Origin of the sequence: Pseudomonas cichorii (assembly GCF_019719005.1) — a bacterium.
Classification (GTDB): Bacteria; Pseudomonadota; Gammaproteobacteria; order Pseudomonadales; family Pseudomonadaceae; genus Aquipseudomonas; species Aquipseudomonas cichorii_E.
Genome location: NZ_JAIGPJ010000040.1, coordinates 1 through 17,395, shown reverse-complemented (window position 1 = coordinate 17,395; position 17,395 = coordinate 1). Strand labels below are relative to the sequence as shown.

16 protein-coding genes and 2 pseudogenes are annotated in these 17,395 nt (G+C 56.2%); 7 read left to right on the top strand and 11 right to left on the bottom strand.

The window, feature by feature from the left end:
- Positions 1–60: 60 nt before the first annotated feature.
- Positions 61–1,146 carry an L-dopachrome tautomerase-related protein gene (locus tag K5D32_RS22195; protein ID WP_221601844.1) on the bottom strand — a complete coding sequence of 362 codons (1,086 nt, stop codon included), beginning with the start codon at positions 1,144–1,146 and terminating at the stop codon, positions 61–63.
- A gap of 87 nt (positions 1,147–1,233) precedes the next feature.
- On the opposite strand from K5D32_RS22195, the gene K5D32_RS22190 reads away from it, so the two are divergent.
- Entirely contained in the window at positions 1,234–2,142 is a 909-nt protein-coding gene (locus tag K5D32_RS22190; RefSeq protein WP_025259070.1) for a LysR family transcriptional regulator, read from the top strand.
- A 184-nt stretch (positions 2,143–2,326) separates the two neighbouring features.
- Here the strand turns inward: K5D32_RS22190 and K5D32_RS22185 are convergent, their stop codons facing one another.
- The 4 genes from K5D32_RS22185 to K5D32_RS22170 all read right to left on the bottom strand — a co-directional run bounded on the left by K5D32_RS22185 (position 2,327) and on the right by K5D32_RS22170 (position 7,054).
- Positions 2,327–3,496 (bottom strand): L-dopachrome tautomerase-related protein, encoded by a 1,170-nt coding sequence (locus tag K5D32_RS22185; RefSeq protein ID WP_221601843.1) that lies wholly within the window; start codon positions 3,494–3,496, stop codon positions 2,327–2,329.
- A 29-nt stretch (positions 3,497–3,525) separates the two neighbouring features.
- The gene (locus tag K5D32_RS22180) at positions 3,526–4,533 is read right to left on the bottom strand and encodes a zinc-binding alcohol dehydrogenase family protein (protein ID WP_221601842.1); all 1,008 of its coding nucleotides are present in this window, start codon (positions 4,531–4,533) and stop codon (positions 3,526–3,528) included.
- A 358-nt stretch (positions 4,534–4,891) separates the two neighbouring features.
- Positions 4,892–5,980 (bottom strand): dimethylsulfone monooxygenase SfnG, encoded by a 1,089-nt coding sequence (gene sfnG / locus K5D32_RS22175; RefSeq protein WP_221601840.1) that lies wholly within the window; start codon positions 5,978–5,980, stop codon positions 4,892–4,894.
- A gap of 171 nt (positions 5,981–6,151) precedes the next feature.
- Positions 6,152–7,054, bottom strand: a complete 903-nt coding sequence (locus K5D32_RS22170) for a LysR family transcriptional regulator (RefSeq protein WP_095068681.1) — start codon at positions 7,052–7,054, stop codon at positions 6,152–6,154.
- A gap of 113 nt (positions 7,055–7,167) precedes the next feature.
- Here K5D32_RS22170 and K5D32_RS22165 point away from each other — a divergent pair, with 113 nt between their 5' ends.
- Both K5D32_RS22165 and K5D32_RS22160 read left to right on the top strand, forming a co-directional pair.
- A complete protein-coding gene (locus tag K5D32_RS22165) occupies positions 7,168–7,596 on the top strand; it encodes a VOC family protein (protein ID WP_221576830.1) in 429 nt (142 codons plus the stop codon).
- Positions 7,593–8,180, top strand: a complete 588-nt coding sequence (locus K5D32_RS22160; protein ID WP_221594457.1) for a glutathione S-transferase family protein — start codon at positions 7,593–7,595, stop codon at positions 8,178–8,180. Before K5D32_RS22165 ends, K5D32_RS22160 begins: the two co-directional genes overlap by 4 nt.
- Here K5D32_RS22160 and K5D32_RS22155 read toward each other — a convergent pair.
- Entirely contained in the window at positions 8,162–9,094 is a 933-nt protein-coding gene (locus tag K5D32_RS22155) for a LysR family transcriptional regulator (RefSeq protein ID WP_221601838.1), read from the bottom strand. The genes K5D32_RS22160 and K5D32_RS22155 overlap by 19 nt on opposite strands.
- A 128-nt stretch (positions 9,095–9,222) precedes the next feature.
- Between K5D32_RS22155 and K5D32_RS22150 the strand changes: the two genes are divergently transcribed.
- Positions 9,223–9,486, top strand: coding sequence for a DUF2798 domain-containing protein (locus K5D32_RS22150; RefSeq protein ID WP_221601836.1), 264 nt, complete (start codon positions 9,223–9,225; stop codon positions 9,484–9,486).
- A 178-nt stretch (positions 9,487–9,664) separates the two neighbouring features.
- A complete protein-coding gene (locus tag K5D32_RS22145) occupies positions 9,665–10,195 on the top strand; it encodes a glyoxalase superfamily protein (protein WP_221601834.1) in 531 nt (176 codons plus the stop codon).
- 71 nt (positions 10,196–10,266) lie between these two features.
- Here the strand turns inward: K5D32_RS22145 and K5D32_RS22140 are convergent, their stop codons facing one another.
- Together K5D32_RS22140 and K5D32_RS22135 are read right to left on the bottom strand one after the other, a co-directional pair.
- Positions 10,267–10,944 carry a type 1 glutamine amidotransferase domain-containing protein gene (locus K5D32_RS22140; RefSeq protein ID WP_221601833.1) on the bottom strand — a complete coding sequence of 226 codons (678 nt, stop codon included), beginning with the start codon at positions 10,942–10,944 and terminating at the stop codon, positions 10,267–10,269.
- Positions 10,945–11,031: 87 nt separating this feature from the next.
- Positions 11,032–12,450, bottom strand: a complete 1,419-nt coding sequence (locus K5D32_RS22135; RefSeq protein WP_221601832.1) for a coniferyl aldehyde dehydrogenase — start codon at positions 12,448–12,450, stop codon at positions 11,032–11,034.
- Positions 12,451–12,678: 228 nt separating this feature from the next.
- Between K5D32_RS22135 and K5D32_RS22130 the strand changes: the two genes are divergently transcribed.
- A complete protein-coding gene (locus K5D32_RS22130; RefSeq protein ID WP_221576837.1) occupies positions 12,679–13,587 on the top strand; it encodes a LysR family transcriptional regulator in 909 nt (302 codons plus the stop codon).
- A gap of 54 nt (positions 13,588–13,641) precedes the next feature.
- Here K5D32_RS22130 and K5D32_RS26365 read toward each other — a convergent pair.
- Together K5D32_RS26365 and K5D32_RS26360 are read right to left on the bottom strand one after the other, a co-directional pair.
- Positions 13,642–14,238 (bottom strand): annotated as a pseudogene (locus tag K5D32_RS26365) (methyl-accepting chemotaxis protein); the annotation flags it as partial.
- A gap of 306 nt (positions 14,239–14,544) precedes the next feature.
- Positions 14,545–15,273, bottom strand: a pseudogene (locus K5D32_RS26360) (MCP four helix bundle domain-containing protein); the annotation flags it as partial.
- A gap of 188 nt (positions 15,274–15,461) precedes the next feature.
- On the opposite strand from K5D32_RS26360, the gene K5D32_RS22120 reads away from it, so the two are divergent.
- On the top strand, positions 15,462–17,171 hold the full coding sequence (locus K5D32_RS22120; RefSeq protein ID WP_221601831.1) for a J domain-containing protein: 1,710 nt from the start codon (positions 15,462–15,464) through the stop codon (positions 17,169–17,171).
- Positions 17,172–17,211: 40 nt separating this feature from the next.
- Here the strand turns inward: K5D32_RS22120 and K5D32_RS22115 are convergent.
- The coding region (locus tag K5D32_RS22115; protein ID WP_221601830.1) for a hypothetical protein at positions 17,212–17,395 on the bottom strand (184 nt) is incomplete at its 5' end.

Here is a 17,395-nt window from a genome sequence, read left to right as displayed (position 1 = left end):
CACTCACTACTCCTTTTCATCTTCTTTGAGAGCAGTGAGTGAGCTAGCTGTGAGCAAACGTCATTCAGGTGCTATGCGATATACGCGCAATGGGCGCTCTACCTTGGACGATCCGTTGTTGAACAAACCCACCCGATCCACTTGAGCAGCAGGAAGATATAACCGGCCCTGGGCGTCAAAGGCAGGAGCATCTACCCAGTGAAGTCGGCTGTCTTTAGCGATTTGCTCAATTTCACCGCTCACAGTAATACGCTTCACACTGTCGTCAGCCAGATCGCTGAAGTAGAAGTTACCTTGCTTGTCCATAACAGTGCCGCCCACCGGTGGGAGGTCGCGCCAGAATTCGACTTTTTTCACAAGCTCGGCTTCTGAAATGCTTGGATCGTTCAGCCAGCGTGTCTCAATTTTGTGCCACGGCCCTTCCAGCGGAGCGAAATACAGCCATTTTCCATCCGGGGTTACTTCAAGAGGGTCTGAGTGTACCCGCAAGGCTTTCCCGTCAGGTGCTTTGACAACCTTGCCGCTTAAAACAATATCCCGATCATCGGGGGCTCGGACTGCAGGGCTGGTTTCCAAAACTCTGCGGGCTTTATTGGTTTCAAAGTCCACGACGATGATCCCCGGATTCCCGGCATCAGTAAGGTAGGCATGTTTGCCATTCAGCCTGATGTCGTCAATGTAACTGCCATTTTTAGCAACGCTGTTATCAAACGAGATAACCTTTACGACTTCCGCAGTTTGCAGGTCTACGACAACAACCTTCGCTCCTCCAGGTACTACATTTCCACCGAAGGAATTCACCCCCGCATCCACGATCCACAGCCGACCGTTGTCATCTACTCGCATGGCATTAACGCTGATAAAACGTTGATTGGCCGGGACATCAGGGTCGGTGCTGTTCCAGCGGTCATCAGGAAAAGCCTGAGGCTGACCTGCCTGGTCGATTTTCGACACGGAGGGGCCTTCAGATCCTGTCCATTTGGGGCCTGAAACGAAAATGCTGCCAGTGGCGTCGACTGCGACAGCATTCCAGACAGCGCTACTCGATTGAGCGACGACCTCAAAACCTGGCGGCGTCTGCGCATGAGCAATTGTCGCAACGGCGGCCATGATGGTGGATAACAAAAACTGCTTGGGAAGGTTCATTGTCCTGCTCCTGATTTAAGATTGGGCAATTATCAGTTTTCCCAGTACGCTGAAAAACCTCGCTCCCACGTAAAGAATTTCATCAAAATGAAGAAAGTAGTCCGTATTGATGACCTTCAGGTATTCGTAACAACAGCAGCGGAAGGCAGTTTTTCAGCGGCGGCTCGGCACCTGGACATCTCACCTGCGTTGGCAAGCGGAGCCGTGCAGCGACTTGAGGGCTGTTTAGGAGCCAGGCTTTTCGTCAGGTCAACGCGCAGGTTGAGATTGTCGGAGCATGGAGAACGGTATCTCTCGCACGCACGCCAGGCACTGGACGCGCTCGGAAATGGCGAGTTTGCGCTGGATGAGGGGCGTGACGAAATTGCCGGGACTATCCGATTGTCTATGCCATCGGATATCGGACGGAACGTGTTACTGCCCTGGCTTGATGAGTTCCAGTTGCTGCATCCCAAAGTGTCCCTGCATCTTCGGGTAAGTGATCAGGTCGCAGACCTGTTTGGTGAACATCTGGATGCCAGCATCCGTTATGGCCAACTGGCAGATTCAAGTCTGGTGTCCCTGGCGCTGGCACCATTGAACAGGCGAACAGTGTGTGCGTCTCCTGAGTATCTCGCACGACGTGGTGTACCCAAGTCCCCCGAAGATCTTAACGGGCATAATTGCCTGCGTTACGTAATGGGAGAGCAAACGTATGAGCGGTGGAGTTTTCATACGCGAGAGGGGGTCAAAGCCATCCAGGTAGCGGGAGATCGGATCAGCGACGATGCGGATATCGTTCGCCGATGGGCTGTTGCCGGCGTAGGGATAGTTTACAAGTCCAAAATTGACGTGATGGATGATCTTCGCTGTGGGCGTCTGGTAGAGATTTTCCCAGCGGATTACGGTCAGCCAGCGCCGCTTCAGCTAGTTTGCGCGCATAGGGCTTCTTTGACGCCTGCCGTACAAACCTTGCGATCCTTCCTGTGCGAGCGGTTTGAAAAGCTTGTCTTGTGATACGGAAAAAAACGGGGCACTTGGCCCCGTAGATTTCAATCTCTAACCAATGTCGATTGACACTCGAACCCGCGATCAACTGTTTCCAGCGCCGAAAGCCTTTTGTGCCTGATCATAAAATCAGGTTCGCTGATAAATGAATTCTGGCAGGAAGCCAGGCAGGCACCGGCATGTACGATACCCACTAATGCGTTTGTGCCGGCTTGGCATTGATCTTCACTCGCATCAGGCTGTAAGGCTTGACGCGTTTATCCTGCCCGTCATTGAACCCGGGAGAGCGATGCAGTTGGTTTGCAGTGAAGTACAGATACCCATCCGGTCCAATCGACAGGGTATCCGGCCAAAGCACTTGGGAATCCTGAACGATGGTCTGCCAATGGCCATCAGGAAGACGCTTGCGTATCGCGTTGTGTTCGTAATCACCAGCATACACCGCACCAACGGCGTCGGCTTCGAGGCCGTCAGACGCACCCTTTTCACCCAGATCAACGACGGCTTTTTCAAGTTCGGCATCAGTTACGCTCGGGTCACGTAGCAGCGCGGTTGGCACCGAATAGAGATGCCTGCTCGAGAGCGGGCAGAAGTACAGCGTCTGGCCGTCACTGGACAATGCGATACCGTCGGATGCGACCTTCAGCAGGCCGGCTTCGCCGTTTGCGTTCTTGGTGACGAGTGCAGGTTTGCCCTCGATCACAGGGATGAAGGTCGGGTCAACGGACGTGGAAGCTGCGCCGCTCAGACGGCGCTTGGCAGTACCGCTCGCCAGATCCAGGACGATGATTCCACCCGGGCCACTGACCGAGGAATCTGTTACGTATGCAGTGCCTTCCTTGCCCACCCGAAAATCAAACCGCACATCGTTCACGTAGGTCGTTGGCAGAATAACGTCATGGGGAAAGACTACAGTCTTCACGATTTTATTGGTGGCTAGATCGATCGCCACCAGCTTTGCCCCACCTGCGCGAGGTTCGGAGAACTTCGGTGCTGCGGTATCGAGCACCCAGACCTTACCCCGTCCGTCCGCAACGACACTTTGAACACTGATGAAGCCCGAAGCCGGATCCTGTGGATCTGCTGCGTTGGTTTTCAGGTCAGGATACGGAACAACCTGCCCCTGAACGACTTCAGCGACTGTATAGGGCACGTCATCTCCCCAGCGGGGAAAGTTAACAAAAATCCTGCCTTTTTCGGTGACCGTCACTCCTGTCGGCATCGCACCATTGAATGCGTGAACGCGTTCGATTTTGGAGAGTTTGTCGGTAACTGAGCCCGTAGAGCTCTGCGTAGCAGCGAATGCAGAGTTGGCCAGAAATACCGCTACCGCCACGCCAGCCGCTTTGAAAAGTAAGTTCATACACATATCCTTTAGTCAGTCAGCGGCGTTCAAAAGCCTTCCAGAACAATTTTGCCCTTGGCTTTTCCACTTTCCAAAAGCTCATGAGCGCGTTTGAGGTTAACGGCGTTGATCGTGCCGAAATGTTCCGCAACAGTCGTTTTGATCACGCCGCTATCGACCAGACGTGAAATATCTTCCAGCAGATGGTGCTGCTTGATCATGTCGTCGGTGTGGTACAGCGAGCGAGTGAACATGAGTTCCCAGTGCAACGACAGCGACTTGCGTTTCAGCGGCATCACATCCAGTTGCTGAGGATCATCAATCAATGCGAGCTTGCCTTGAGGGCGAAGTACCTCAACGATCTGCGGCAAATAGGTATCGGTGTGCGTCAGGCTGATGACGTAGTCAACGGCGTCCAGCTTGAAGGCCGCCAACTGAGGAGCAAATGGAGTCGAGTGATCAATGACATGATGGGCACCCAGTTCGCGTACCCAGTTTTGGGTTTCCGGGCGCGAGGCCGTACCAATTACGGTGAGGTTGGTAAGCTGGCTCGCCAGTTGAACCAGGATTGAGCCCACACCACCGCCAGCGCCGATAACCAGCAGGTTTTGGCCTTTTCCGCCGTCCTTTTCTACACCCAGCCGGTCGAACAGCAGTTCCCATGCGGTGATGGAGGTCAGCGGCAAGGCGGCAGCACTGGCATTATCCAGCGAACGCGGCTTGTGCCCGACAATGCGCTCATCTACCAGGTGGAATTCGCTGTAAGTGCCGGGGCGATCAATAGCGCCGGCGTAGAACACTTCATCACCTGGTTGAAACAGCGAAACCTCGTCGCCCACTTGGCGAACGATACCGACTGCGTCCCAGCCCAGCACCTGCGGCTGATCACTGGTGCTTCGAGCGCGTACTTTGGTATCGACCGGATTTACCGCAATAGCCCGAACTTCGATCAGAAGATCGCGGCCACCGGGTGTTGGTTTGGGCAAGTCCATGTCGAACAGTGATTGAGGGTCTTGAATTGGCAAACCTGGCGTTTTGAAAACAATGGCTTTCATTTGGTATTACCTTGTGGGAGCAGGGAGTAGATTCAGGTTATCCGCGTTGGCCTTTCTCAAAAACAAGCTAATCGGAGGAAGACTTTCCGCAAATCGCTGAAAGTGGCTGCCAGCCAAGGGGGGCGTTGCAATGGCATGTGGAGTTATGGGTGAAGTTGCGTGATGTACCTGAGTTGGTTCAGGTACAGCCTGATACAGTCAGAAAGCCTTGGTGGCGTCGGTTGGTTGCGTGAACAATTCATTTTCCGCGTGATGTGAATTTGGTCGTTCCGGTTGGGCGGGGCGATCAATATGAGGTCAGTGATTGGTCTGTGAGCGTTTACAGGCGGATCTCCCTGATCCGCCTACATGATCCCCATCAAACCCTCTCCAACACCTCAATTCCCTCCAACTCCCTCACCAATGGCAACACCCGCTCCCCAAAATATTCAACCTCTTCCTGGAAATGCAGGAACGCCGACAGCACCAGATCTACGCCTATCGCTTTCAGCGCTACGATACGTTCGGCAATCTGTTGGGGTGTACCAATAAGGTTGGTCTTGAAGCCATCGTTGTACTGCACCAGGTCGGCGAACGATGATTTGGCCCAGTTGCCTTCTCCCTCGGGGCTGGCCTTGCCTGCCTGTTTTGCTGCATCGCCGAAGGCATTTACGGCTTCCGGGTCGGCTTTGTCGATGATTTCCTGCAAGACCGCTCGCGCTTCTTGTTCGGTGTCGCGGGCGATGATGAAGGCGTTGACGCCGATCTTCACTGAATGCCCGTTGGCTGCGGCCTTTGCCCGGATATCGTCGACCTGCGCCTTGATGCCTTCCAGGGTATTGCCGTTGGTGAAGTACCAGTCCGATACACGGGCAGCCATGTCCCGTGCTGCACGGGAACTGCCGCCCTGAAAGATCTCGGGATGCGGGCGTTGAATGGGTTTGGGGCGCAAGGTGTAGTCATGAAAGCGATAGAAGTCGCCCTTGAAGGTGAAGCTGTCCGTAGTCCAGATTCCCTTGAGCGCCTGAATGAATTCTTCCGAACGGCGGTAACGTTCGTCATGTTCCAGCCACGGTTCACCGATGGCCTGAAACTCACCCTTGAACCAGCCACTGACAATATTAACGGCGACTCTGCCTGCCGTGAGCTGGTCGATGGTCGCCAACTGCTTTGCGGCCACTGATGGTGTCCAGGGGCCGGGGAGGATGGCCGCGATGACTTTGAGTTTTTCGGTGGAGGCCAGCAGGGCGTGACTGAATGCCACCGACTCGTGCTGATTATCCGCACCGTAACCGGCAGTAAAGCGAATCTGTGTCAGGGCGTATTCAAAGCCTGAGCGCTCGGCGATTTGTGCGAGCTTGCGGTTGTAGTCGATATCCCAACTGGTGCGTTGCTCGATCTTGCTGACGACGAGTCCGCCGCTGACGTTAGGAACCCAGTAGGCGAACTTGATAGGTAAGTGGCTCATGAGATATCTCCGAAAACGACGAAGTGGATGGCCGTTTCGACAGTGCAGCATGCATGCCACTGAGTATTTTCATGGATTACAGTGAGTTACGATTCACTGGAAATCAGGCCGCTGTCCTGGTCCACCTATAAATGCTGATGAGATGTTGCCGGGCAGACAGTCAGGCAGCTTTTACTCCTTGTCCGGATCAGGCGTCAGCCTCTCCAGTTGCGGGCACGCCCATTCAACAAAAGCCCTCACTCGCGGCGACAACTGCAAAGAGTGCGGGTAGACCAGTTGGATCGGTAAATCCATGGGCTCGAAATCCCGAAGAATCCTGATGAGGCGACCATCGGCCAGTTCATCTGCCACTTGGTAATGCATCAGCCGGGTAATGCCCACGCCCTGTACGCAGGCCTGGCTGGCAGCTCGAACCTGATTGCAGACCAGCCTGGGGGTGATTTCTTCAACCAGCTCTTTTTCCCGATGACGGAAGTACCAGTGTCTTCCCTGGAAGGCCGGCGTGATGCAGGCATGTTCCCGCAGCGATTGTGGGTTATCGATAGTGGGAGCTGAGCGCAGGTAGTCCGGGCTGGCGCAGGTGACGAGTCGGGTGCTGCCGACCTTGCGCGCCACCATGGCCGAGTCCGGGAGATGGCCAATGCGCAGGGCAAGATCGAGGCGTTCATCGAGCAAGGGGATGACCTGATCGTTCAGGCTCAGCTCGGCCGCCATTTCCTCATGATCCTTGAGAAATGCATTTACCAGCGGCGCCAGGTAGCGTTGCCCGAACTCGACCGGAGCAGTCAGGCGAAGCAGGCCGCGGGCAATGCCGTCGCGGGATTCCAGCCGCTGTTCCATGTCATCGAAGTCCGCCAGCATGCGGCGGCTCCAGGCCAGATATTCCTCGCCTTCATCGGTCAGTGCCATGCGCCGGGTGCTGCGGTTCAGCAAGCGAACCCCGAGGTAACGCTCCAGGGCTGCCAGCGAGCGCACCAGTGAGGCGACGGATTGGCCTGTCACATCCGCAGCCGAACTCAGGCTGCCGCTGTCGACGATCCGAACGAAGTTGGCCATTGCCTTGAGCCTGTCCATTGCCACCTTTCGATTTGTGCGATTACTGCATAGGTCTTGTCAGGTCCGCGGCATAGGTGAAACGCGCGGTCCGGTGGAAACTTCAGGGACTGTTTTCAGCCGGAGTTTCACTTATGAGCCAACGACCCAACCCCGCACGGATTCTCGCATACGATCACATCGGAATTCGTGTCAGCGACCAGAATCGCTCGTTGTCTTTTTACCAGGCTCTCGGATTTATCGAGACCGCACGTTTTCCGCTGTACGAAGCCAACGAAATGCTCAGCCCGGACGGCGTCCGTATCAACCTCATCTTCAACGGTACGCGTGTGCCTGATGCTCACAACGTCCTGCTGGATGCCCCGATAAAGTTGCCCGGCATGACGCACCCTGCCTTTATCGTTGATGACCTCGAGGTCTTTCAGACCTGGCTGGGCGAGCAGGGGATTGTGATCACCCAGGGGCCGCATCACATCGGGCCGAGAAGAGTCGCACTTTTTATCCGCGACCCCGATGGCAATGTTCTTGAATTCAATCAACTCGTCGATGGAGAAATGCAATGAAGCTTTACGATCTGGATGTGTCAGGCAACTGCTACAAAGTGCGGCTATTTGCTGCGCTGGCCAATATCGAGCTTGATGTGGTGGCGGTGGATTTTCTGGCGGGGGAGCACAAGAAGCCGCCTCTTTCAGACATGAATCCACTGGGGCAGCTACCGGTTCTGGAGGACGGTTCGTACATCATTCGCGACTCGCAGGCCATTCTGGTTTATCTCGCGGGTCAATACGGTGGCCTGGCGTGGTGGCCGGCTCATCCTCAGGGTCAGGCCGATATCGTTCAGTGGCTTTCGTTTGCCAGCAATGAGGTTCAGCACAGCCTTTGCGCGGCGCGGCTGGTGCAAAAGTTCGGGGTCGTACTGGACAAGGCGCAGGCGCTGGAGAAGTCGACCGTGACCCTCTCGTTGCTCGATGCACACCTGGAGCGCAATGACTGGCTGGCAATCGACCGGCCTTCGATTGCCGATTGCGCGGTGTATCCCTATGTCGTACTCGCCCCCGAAGGCGGCGTGGATCTTGCGCCCTATGCAAACATTGCGCGCTGGATGGAGCGGATAGAAGCCTTGCCGGGTTATCTGCCCAAGCCTTGAGCGGGTGGGCTTTGCAGTGCCTTTTCGAGAAACTCGATAAACGCCCGTACCTTCGCATTCAATGCTGACCGCTCGGCAACGCATGCATAAATATCCATCGGCTCTGACTCTGCGCAGGCGGTGTTGCGATTGTCTGGCTCGAACAGCGGCAGCAAGCGGCCGCTGTCGAGGTGTGGCTGGGCGATAAAGCTGGCGAGGCGGGCGATGCCGCCGCCATTCACTGCGATTTGCGCGAGCATGTCGATATCGTCACAGACGAAGCCGGGATTGACCCTGGCTTCGACACGTTTGCCGTTGACCATGAAATTCCAGGGCAGAAAACGTCCGTCGGTTGGGTAGCGAAAGACCAGGCAGGCATGCTGTTTCAGGTCGTCGATGGATGTGGGCACGCCTGCGCGGTCGAGATAGTCGGGCGATGCGCAGAATACGAACGGCCTTGAAGCGATGCGGCGGGCAACCAGTCCGTCGCTCAGTTGTGCCTCGATGCGGATACTGACATCGATGCCTTCCAGTCGATGATCGACGCGCCGGTCGGTGCTGATCAGTTCGATATCGATACGCGGGTGTGCGGCTTTGAATGCTGGGATCAGCGGCGCGAGTACATGGCGACCAAAGGCTGCTGTGGTGGCGATGCACAGCGGCCCCTGAGGTTCGGTGGCGACGGTTGCGGCATGTGAAGCAAGATCGATATCACGGGGGATGTGGCGGACTTTCTCGAAATAACGCTGGCCGCTCTCGGTCAGCGCCATCCTGCGGGTGGTGCGCGAAAGCAGGCGCACGCCCAAGTGTGTTTCGAGTCGCGTGATGCTCTGGCTGACGGCGGCTGCACTCATGCCCAAGGCACGGGCTGCCGCTGCGATGCTGCCGGTTTCTACCACGCGGATGAAGCTGTTGATCAAGCCCAGAATGTCCATCGGATACTTGTCATTCCATTCGTTGGTTTTACTTAATGATGATTCAAGCGCGGCACCTCTACTGGTGCGTACAACCGCTTGTTAGCTTAACCGCTCTTCCACTACTCAAGGTTGGCGAGGGTTAATCGATGACTGCCAGAACCAATAGCAATACTGCCCGATTCCGTTTCCCAAGCCGGGCGACGCCTTATGTGTTTGCTTTCTATATGGCGACCATCATGGCGTTTCTCATGTGTCTCGTGATCACTTTTGCCGAATTCGGCATTAACGAACATTACATGGAAAATGTGATGAGTGCGTATCGCGTGGCAATGCCTTCGGCATTCTTCTGCGTGATCATCGTGCGTCCGATGGTCGCCCGGTTGGTGGCCTGGACTGTTCACGGGCATTGAGTAAACGCTCGCGATCAGAGGTCAGCTTGGTTATCCTCGGCGCAGGCCGATGCTGCCCGCCGCTCGCTCCCCAAGGGAAGGTGAAAGCATTGCTTCATGATTGCGAACCCTTTCGTCTCTTTCGACGGTCGAGTTTTGGCAACGCGAGCACCAGAATGCCTCGACCTCAGGAGGAACGATGTTTTCAATCGAGCAAGTCAAGCAGATGGCCAGGAAGCTGCGCACTTCGTTGGCGGCGGCTAATCAAGAGTTGTCTCATTCGGCTGCACTTGAGTTGGTCGCGCAGCAACTGGGTTACAAGGACTGGAACACTGCATCGGCGTCACTTGAGCAGAGCAGCCCTCAACCTGCCATCACCTTCGACAAGCCGATTCCGATATTGCGGATGTTCGACGAAGCCAAGGCCCGCGAGTTCTATCTGGATTTCCTGGGTTTCAGCGTCGAATTCGAGCACCGCTTCGAAGCAGACCTGCCGCTCTATCTGGGTATAAGCCGGGGTGGGCTACAGCTTCACCTTTCCGAGCATCATGGCGACGCGAGTCCCGGCGCGACAATTTTTGTTCCCATGCACAATATCGAGCTGCTTCGCGATGAATTGCTCGCCAAGCGTTACGGATACGGTCGTCCGGATATTGTTGAGCAGGGCTGGGGAAAGGTCCTGGAAATACATGATCCGTTCGGTAACCGGCTTCGGTTCTGTCAGAGCTGAGTGTTTCTGAGTCCATAAAAAAACGGGGAGCCACGCCTTATCAGCCTGACTCCCCGTTTTTCTGCAAAGGCTTACGCCAGTTGTTTCAGCAACGCCTTGGCGACGGCTTCGGAGCTGGCCGGGTTCTGGCCGGTCACCAGTTTGCCGTCTTCGACTACGTAGGGCTGCCAGTCAGGACCTTTTTCATAAAGGCCGCCCAGGGCGATGAACTCGTCTTCTATAAGGAAGGGCACCACATCGGTCAGTTCTACCGCTTCTTCCTCGCCATTGGTAAAGCCGGTAACGCGACGGCCTTTGATCAACGGCTCGCCATTGGCAGCCTTGACGTGACGCAATACGCCTGGTGCATGGCAGACGAAACCGATTGGTTTGTTGGCGCGTTCAAAGCTTTCGATCAGTTCGATGGAACGCTTCGACTCTGCCAGGTCCCAGAGCGGGCCGTGGCCACCTGGGTAGAAAACCGTGTCGAAATCCTGTTGGCTGACGCTGTCCAGTTTGACGGTGGTCGCCAGTACTTGCTGCGCGGCCGGGTCAGCCTTGAAGCGATGGGTCAGTTCGGTCTGGAAGTCCGGCAGATCGCTTTTCGGGTCCAGAGGCGGCTGGCCGCCAGCAGGCGAAGCCACCACCACTTCGGCACCGGCATCGATGAAGGTGTAGTAAGGCGCTGCGAATTCTTCGAGCCAGAAACCGGTTTTCTTGCCGGTGTTGCCCAGTTGATCGTGAGAGGTCAGTACCATCAGGATTTTCATTGCAGTTTCCTCGTAATGTCCATGAGTCAGGTGAGACGCAGGCTGTCAGGTTGATGGCCTGCGCATTGTCTTCATTGCAAGTGACGGTCAGCCTCTCAGGAAGGCTTCCAGTGGTGCCGATTTGTCGCCATAAGGTGCGCGCATTCGCAGGTTCGCAGCGCCGTCTTCACTCTGGATGACGACAGGTTTTGCATGGGTAAAGCGTCTGAAACCGTGGACGCCATGATAGGCGCCGATACCCGATGCTCCTACGCCACCGAACGGCAGGGTGTCGATGGACACATGGCTCATCACATCGTTGACCACCAGCGCGCCTGAAGTGGTTTGGAGTGCAAAGGCGTGCTGTCGTTCGCTGTCATTGCCGAAGTAATAGGCCGCCAGCGGGCGCGGGTTGGCATTGATGTAGGCCACCGGCTCAGCGCGGTCGGTGTAGGTCTTGACCGGCAGTAGCGGGCCGAAAATTTCTTCCTGCATGACCTGCATGTCATCGTTCACATCCAGCAGCAGGTGAGGCGCGATCTTGCGTGTCTTGGCATCGAAGCCCGGTTCACCTTCCGGCGCCAGATTGACGATGGTTGCACCTTTGCTGCGCGCATCATCGATCAGGCCCACGAGGCGTTCATAGTGACGCTGGCTGATGATGGACGTGTATTCCTGATTGCTCTGGATGCTCGGGAAACTGTTGGTAACGAAGCTTTTGCCAGCGGCGGTCAGTGCCTCGACCTGCGACTTCGGAATCATCATGTAGTCCGGTGACAGGCAGATCTGGCCAGCATTGAACGTCTTGATCGTCAGGGTGCGTTCTATTGCCGTGCGGATATCGAAGTCCTCATCCACCACAACAGGCGACTTGCCGCCCAGTTCAAGGGTAACCGGGACGAGATTTTCAGCCGCAGCCCGCATCACATGACGTCCCACCGTGGTGCTGCCGGTAAAGACCAGATGATCGAAAGGCAGTCCGCTGAACGATGCGCCCAGCTCGGCATCACCCAATACCACTGCCAGTTCCAGCGGGTCGAAGTAGCCTGCAATCAGTTCGGCCAGCAGCTCGGAGGTTCTGGGCGTCAGCTCGGATGGTTTGAGCATGGCGGTATTGCCGGCTGCAAACACACCGGCCAATGGGCCGAATGCCAGATTGATCGGGAAATTCCAGGGGCTGATCACGCCGACTACACCCAGCGGTTGCTGCTGAATCCAGGCCTGCATGCCAGGCCCGGGAGCAGCAACCTGTTCAGGTTTCATCCACTCGGCCACATGCTCGGCAGAGTGCTGGAGCATTTTTACTGTCATGACAGTGTCAGCCATCAGAGACTGGTAAAGGCTGCGATTACCGAAGTCGGCATTGATGGCTTTGCCAATGGCTTCATGGTTGTCGCTGAGCAGTTTGGCGCCACGTATCAAGCGGTCCTGACGCAGCTTTGCATCAGCAGGACCTGCCGCTGTATGGGCGCGCTTCATGTTCAGCAACAGGGCTTTCAATTCTTTGGTGTCTGGCTGGAAAGGCATGGTTTCTGCTCCTTGGCTACGGACGTGGTGTGGATGACGCTGAGCTGAACATGCAGATCGACCAACATGGGTCCATTTGATCTGGTATAAAAAATTGTTCGGTACAGGTCAGTCATTTCGTCGTTCATGAGCGCTTTTCTAAAGCGATGTGGCTATCTTATGGGCACCCAGGTCTGATGTATAACAACGGCTTTTGTGCACGGTCATAAAATAATTTATGGGATATGTATGTCTCTTGTTCGTTTGAGGACTTTTATCGAGGTGTACCGGCAGCGCTCGATCAGTGGCGCAGCGCGGACCTTGAGCCTGACTCAGCCTGCGGTGTCGCAGCATATTTCCGGGCTTGAGGCGGCGATCGGCAGAAGTCTGTTCGAGCGTCAGTCGCGGGGTGTCGAGCCCACGTCCGCAGCGGACGAACTGGCAGCAGATATCGGCGACAAGCTGGATGCAGCCGAAGCTGCATTGTCATCGGCCAGGGCGCGTTCGGTAGAGTTGGCAGGTGCGTTGCAGATCATCGGGCATGCCGATGTTCTGGCTGAAGTGGTTGCCAGGCAATTGCTGCCGCTGCTTGAAGTCGGCATCCGCATCAGGATGCAGAGCGGCAATCAGGAGTCGATCACTCATATGCTGATCGAAGGCCACTGCGATCTGGGGATTTCCGCCGCGCCGCCCAATAATAAACGTCTGCGCAGCGAGTTGATGTTTGTCGATGACGTGCTGGCGGTGGCTGCGCCTTCGGTGGTTCAGCGTCTTGCAAGTGCGCCGGACTTCAAGCAGGCATTACTGGAGGAGCCGGTGCTTGCCTACAACCTGGACCTGCCGCTCATCGATGGCTGGCTGGAAATGAACCGGATAGAGGCGCCCAATTTGATGCCCGCAATGGTCGGGCAGGATTTGCGCACTTTATGCAGTCTGCTCAAGGAAGGATTTGGCTGGAGCGCATTGCCCGCTTATTTATGCAGGCCTTACATCGCTCGCGGTGAGTTGCAGGAAATACCGGCCCCGATTGGGCCGGCCAGCCGCGAGTATTATCTGTTGTGGATCCCCAGCGCCTTGCGCCAGCCGCGTGTAGCCCATGCTCGACAATCCCTGTTGTGGCGGTTGCGGGCTGATCGACAAAAAGCCGAGGAAGAGTGAGCTGGCCGCTTGCAAGCATCTGCCCGGCGGCCAGAGTTTCACGAGCTGGTGAAATTACATCCGGAACTGCAACACCAACTGATTGAGGCCGACAGCCAGTTGCGACAGCTCTGCGCTGGCCGCTGAAGTCTGGTTGGCGCCTGTGGCGTTTTGAGTCGAGAGGTCGCGGATGCTGGTCAGGTTGCGATCCACTTCACGAGCCACTTGCGCCTGTTGCTCGGTGGCCGAAGCGATGCTCGTGTTGCGCTCGTTGATCTGCACGATGGCTGCCGTGATTTCCGCCAGCGCATGACCTGCCGCCTGGGCAACTTCGAGGCTGGCGCGAGCCTGCTCGCTGCTGTGTCCCATGGCGCTTACGGCCTTGCTGGCGCCGCCCTGAATGGACGAAATCATTTTTTCGATCTCGGCAGTCGACTGCTGGGTGCGATGAGCCAGTGCCCGGACTTCATCGGCAACCACCGCAAACCCACGACCGGCTTCACCCGCCCGTGCTGCTTCGATGGCGGCGTTCAGCGCCAGCAGGTTGGTCTGGTCGGCGATGCCGCGAATCACATCCAGAACCCCGCTGATGCTTTGCACTTCGACGGCCAGGCCATCGATTTCAACGGCGGTGGTGCCAACCGATTCGTGCAGTTCGTTGATCGCACTGACGGTTTCGTTCACGCGCTTGCGGCCATTTTCTGCCGACTTGCTGGAGTCCTGTGCGGCAGTCGAGGCCAGTACCGCGTTGTGCGCGACCTCTTCGACCGCTGCACTCATCTGATTGATTGCAGTGGCGGCCTGGTTGATTTCATCGTTCTGACGCTGAACACCGCGCAGGGAGTCCTCCGTCACGGCCGACAACTCTTCGGAAGTGGAGGCCAGTTGGTTGGAGGAATTACCCAGCTCACTCAGCGTACGACGCAGGTTCTGCTGCATGATCGAGAGCGCGGCCAGCAGGCGGCCCGGTTCGTCCTGGCCGTCAACGGCAATGGGTTTGCTGAGGTCATTGACCGAAATCTGCTCGGCCACCGCCAGTGCCTTGGCAATCGGAGCGGTCAGGCTGCGGGTAAAGATACCGGCCAATCCCAGCGTGGCTGCAAGCGCGACCAGAATGGCAATGATCGTGACATTGCGGGCCTGGGCGTAAGTGTTGTCGGCGTCAACATCGGACTCCGCGACCTTGAGGTCGGACAGGCGTGAAATCTCGGCGATGTCCTTGGCCAGCAGGTCGGCGGCCAGAGTCATTTCACCGTTCGACTGGGTCAGTGCGGTGATGACGTTCTCGCGTTTTTGCGAGACGGCCTCCAGATACCGTGAGTGTATGGCCAGATAGCTGTTCAGGTTGCGGGACATGCTGTCGTATGTCTTCTTGCCTGCATCGGTGACCAGAAGGGATTGCAGCTTGCGGACATCGGTCTCAAGGCTGCTGCGGGCCTGGGTGACACGTTGCTGCGCAGCGTTGGTTGCACTGGCATCCTGCGCCAGGCGCAAGCCGCTGTTGCCAAGGCGGATGGTCAAAAGATCATTCTTGATCTGGTCGACTGCCTGAACGGTGGGTAATACGTTGTCTTGCAGTGTTTCCCGGGACTCTTTCAAGTTGGAGGCTTGCATCAGTGAGAACAGCCCGAGCGCTGTAATCAGCAAGGCAAAAAAGCCAAAGCAGAGCAATGACCGTGGTGCGATGTTGAGGTTTCTGAAAGTCATGGGAAATGCCGTCGATAGGGAGTTGACAGTCTGAAACTATCGACCTGAAGCGGTTCAGCTTTAGAAAATCGACGAAATTCATCTATATGAGGTCGCAGAAATCATTAATCGTCTGCGGTTATGATGGCGTCTTGAACGGTTTGCAGGAAGTAATCAGGCAATGGGCACACATGCAGTGAGTGGCAATGATGAGTGATTGCTGGGCGGTTCTGGCGCTGCCTGACGATGCCGATGAGCGCAGTATCAAGCGCCAGTATGCGCGACTGCTCAAAAGCAATCGTCCTGATGAGGATGTCGAGGGCTTTCAGCGTCTTCGGGAAGCTTATGAACGGGCTCTGCATATTGCTCGCTATCGGGAGGAGAGCGATGACGATGAGGTTGCAGAGCCGGCCGGGCAAGTGGTGCCGGCTCCGCACGATACATCGCCGCCATGGCTGGCGCTTGCTGATCAGGCTGACGTCGACAATCTGCATGAACTGCGCCTTCAGTCCCGGACGCTGGGTTGCGCACAAGGTTTCGAGTCGGGATTGCTGCTGCGGTGTCTTGCCGATCCCGAGCGTGAGATCGAACTGGCCCAGGCCGCGACTCAGCAGTTGAACTGGCTGACGCCCTGGCAAGAAGTGCCTATGGATGGTGAGCAGGCTGCAAGGTTGACTCAGATCCTGCTCGACGCCCGTCAGGCCCAATTGCAGGTTCAACTGCAGGCTGGCGAGGAGGGCGGTTTTATCGATGCGTTGCAGGCGCTGCGACAACAATCCTGGCTGGCTTCTCTGGAGCGCAGTGAGCATTTACAGAGCTGGGTCATGATTCTGTTGCACAACACGGCAGGCTGGAGCTCGGCCTTGTTTGAACAGGTGTGTGCCCTGTTTGGTTGGGATGCGAAGAAAGACCTGCATCCAGAGCCTGCCTTTATCTGGCAGCGTTTGCTTGATCGCTTTGAAAAGGATGATTTTGTCCGGCACCTGCAGCGTCTGCTCAGTAAAAAGCCATTCAGCGCCGAGGGGCGCGCCGTGCATTTGTTGCTGGGGGCGTATAGCCCTGTCGAACGCAGACGAATTGCCAGGGCTGAAGATGACAATGTGCGCGTTATCTGCAAGCGGCTGGTCGAGCAAATGACGCTGCGCTATCCCGGTGTTCTCGAGGCTTTTCCCGATGCCGATCTTGAATGCTGGAAGCGGGTGCATGAGCCTTTCTCCTCAGAGGCCAGGCGCTGGCTGGGGCTTGCGGCATTGCCTGTTGTTTTGCTGTTCGGCCTTTCGCTGTATTTCCAGCGGGATCAGGATCTGTGGTTTCTGATTCTGTATCCCTTGCTGATGGTTCCTGGCCTTATGTTGTACATGTATGTATGGCGCCCGCTCTGTGAGGTTGTTGCCACACTGGATGAATGGCTGAGTATTCGTCTTCTGCCTGACGTCATCAGCGGGCCGACCGCGAACGCCAAAGTGGTGCAGCACGCACTGCCGCTGACTGTCATGGGTGGGGTGATGGCGTGGAAAGGTGGCGGGCTTGGGTTGGCGCTTCACTGTTTCGTGACGCTGATATGGATAGCGTTCGCTCCTTATCGCTATCCCGGACCCTATGCCGCCCTGAAGCGGTTCTTCCGTGCCAGGAAAATGATGTTGGGAGGCGTGTTTCTTGGCGCTTTCTTCTGCATGCTGAGTGCTGGCTTCTTCGTCATGTCACAACCTGGAGGTACCAGAGAGCGATCCGCGGCATCTCTGGGCAGTTATCAGTCCGACTGCAACCCGGATAACCTGCGCCGGACAATGTCCGCAGCCTGTCAGACAGCTCTCGATTCCAGTGAGTGTGCTCAGAGCGAGTGGGCGCAGAGAGTTCATATGTGTCGTTCTACTGCGGATATGGTGAAGAAGGCGATGGAAGCGGTTCATCAGAAATGATCCCGATCTGGGTTGTCTCCGTATGCGTGGCGGCTTTCTTCTATATGAGCACCGGAAGCGGGTTTTCAGAATGATGTAAAAAAGTTGAGATAAGGGGTTTGACACCTTTCTCAAGTGCTGTATAGTTCGCCTCCCGCTGACGAGCAACTTGAAGTTGATCGAAGCGCAAGTGGTTGAAGTTGCAAAGGAAACTTTGAAACTTGTTGAAATAACCGCTTGACAGA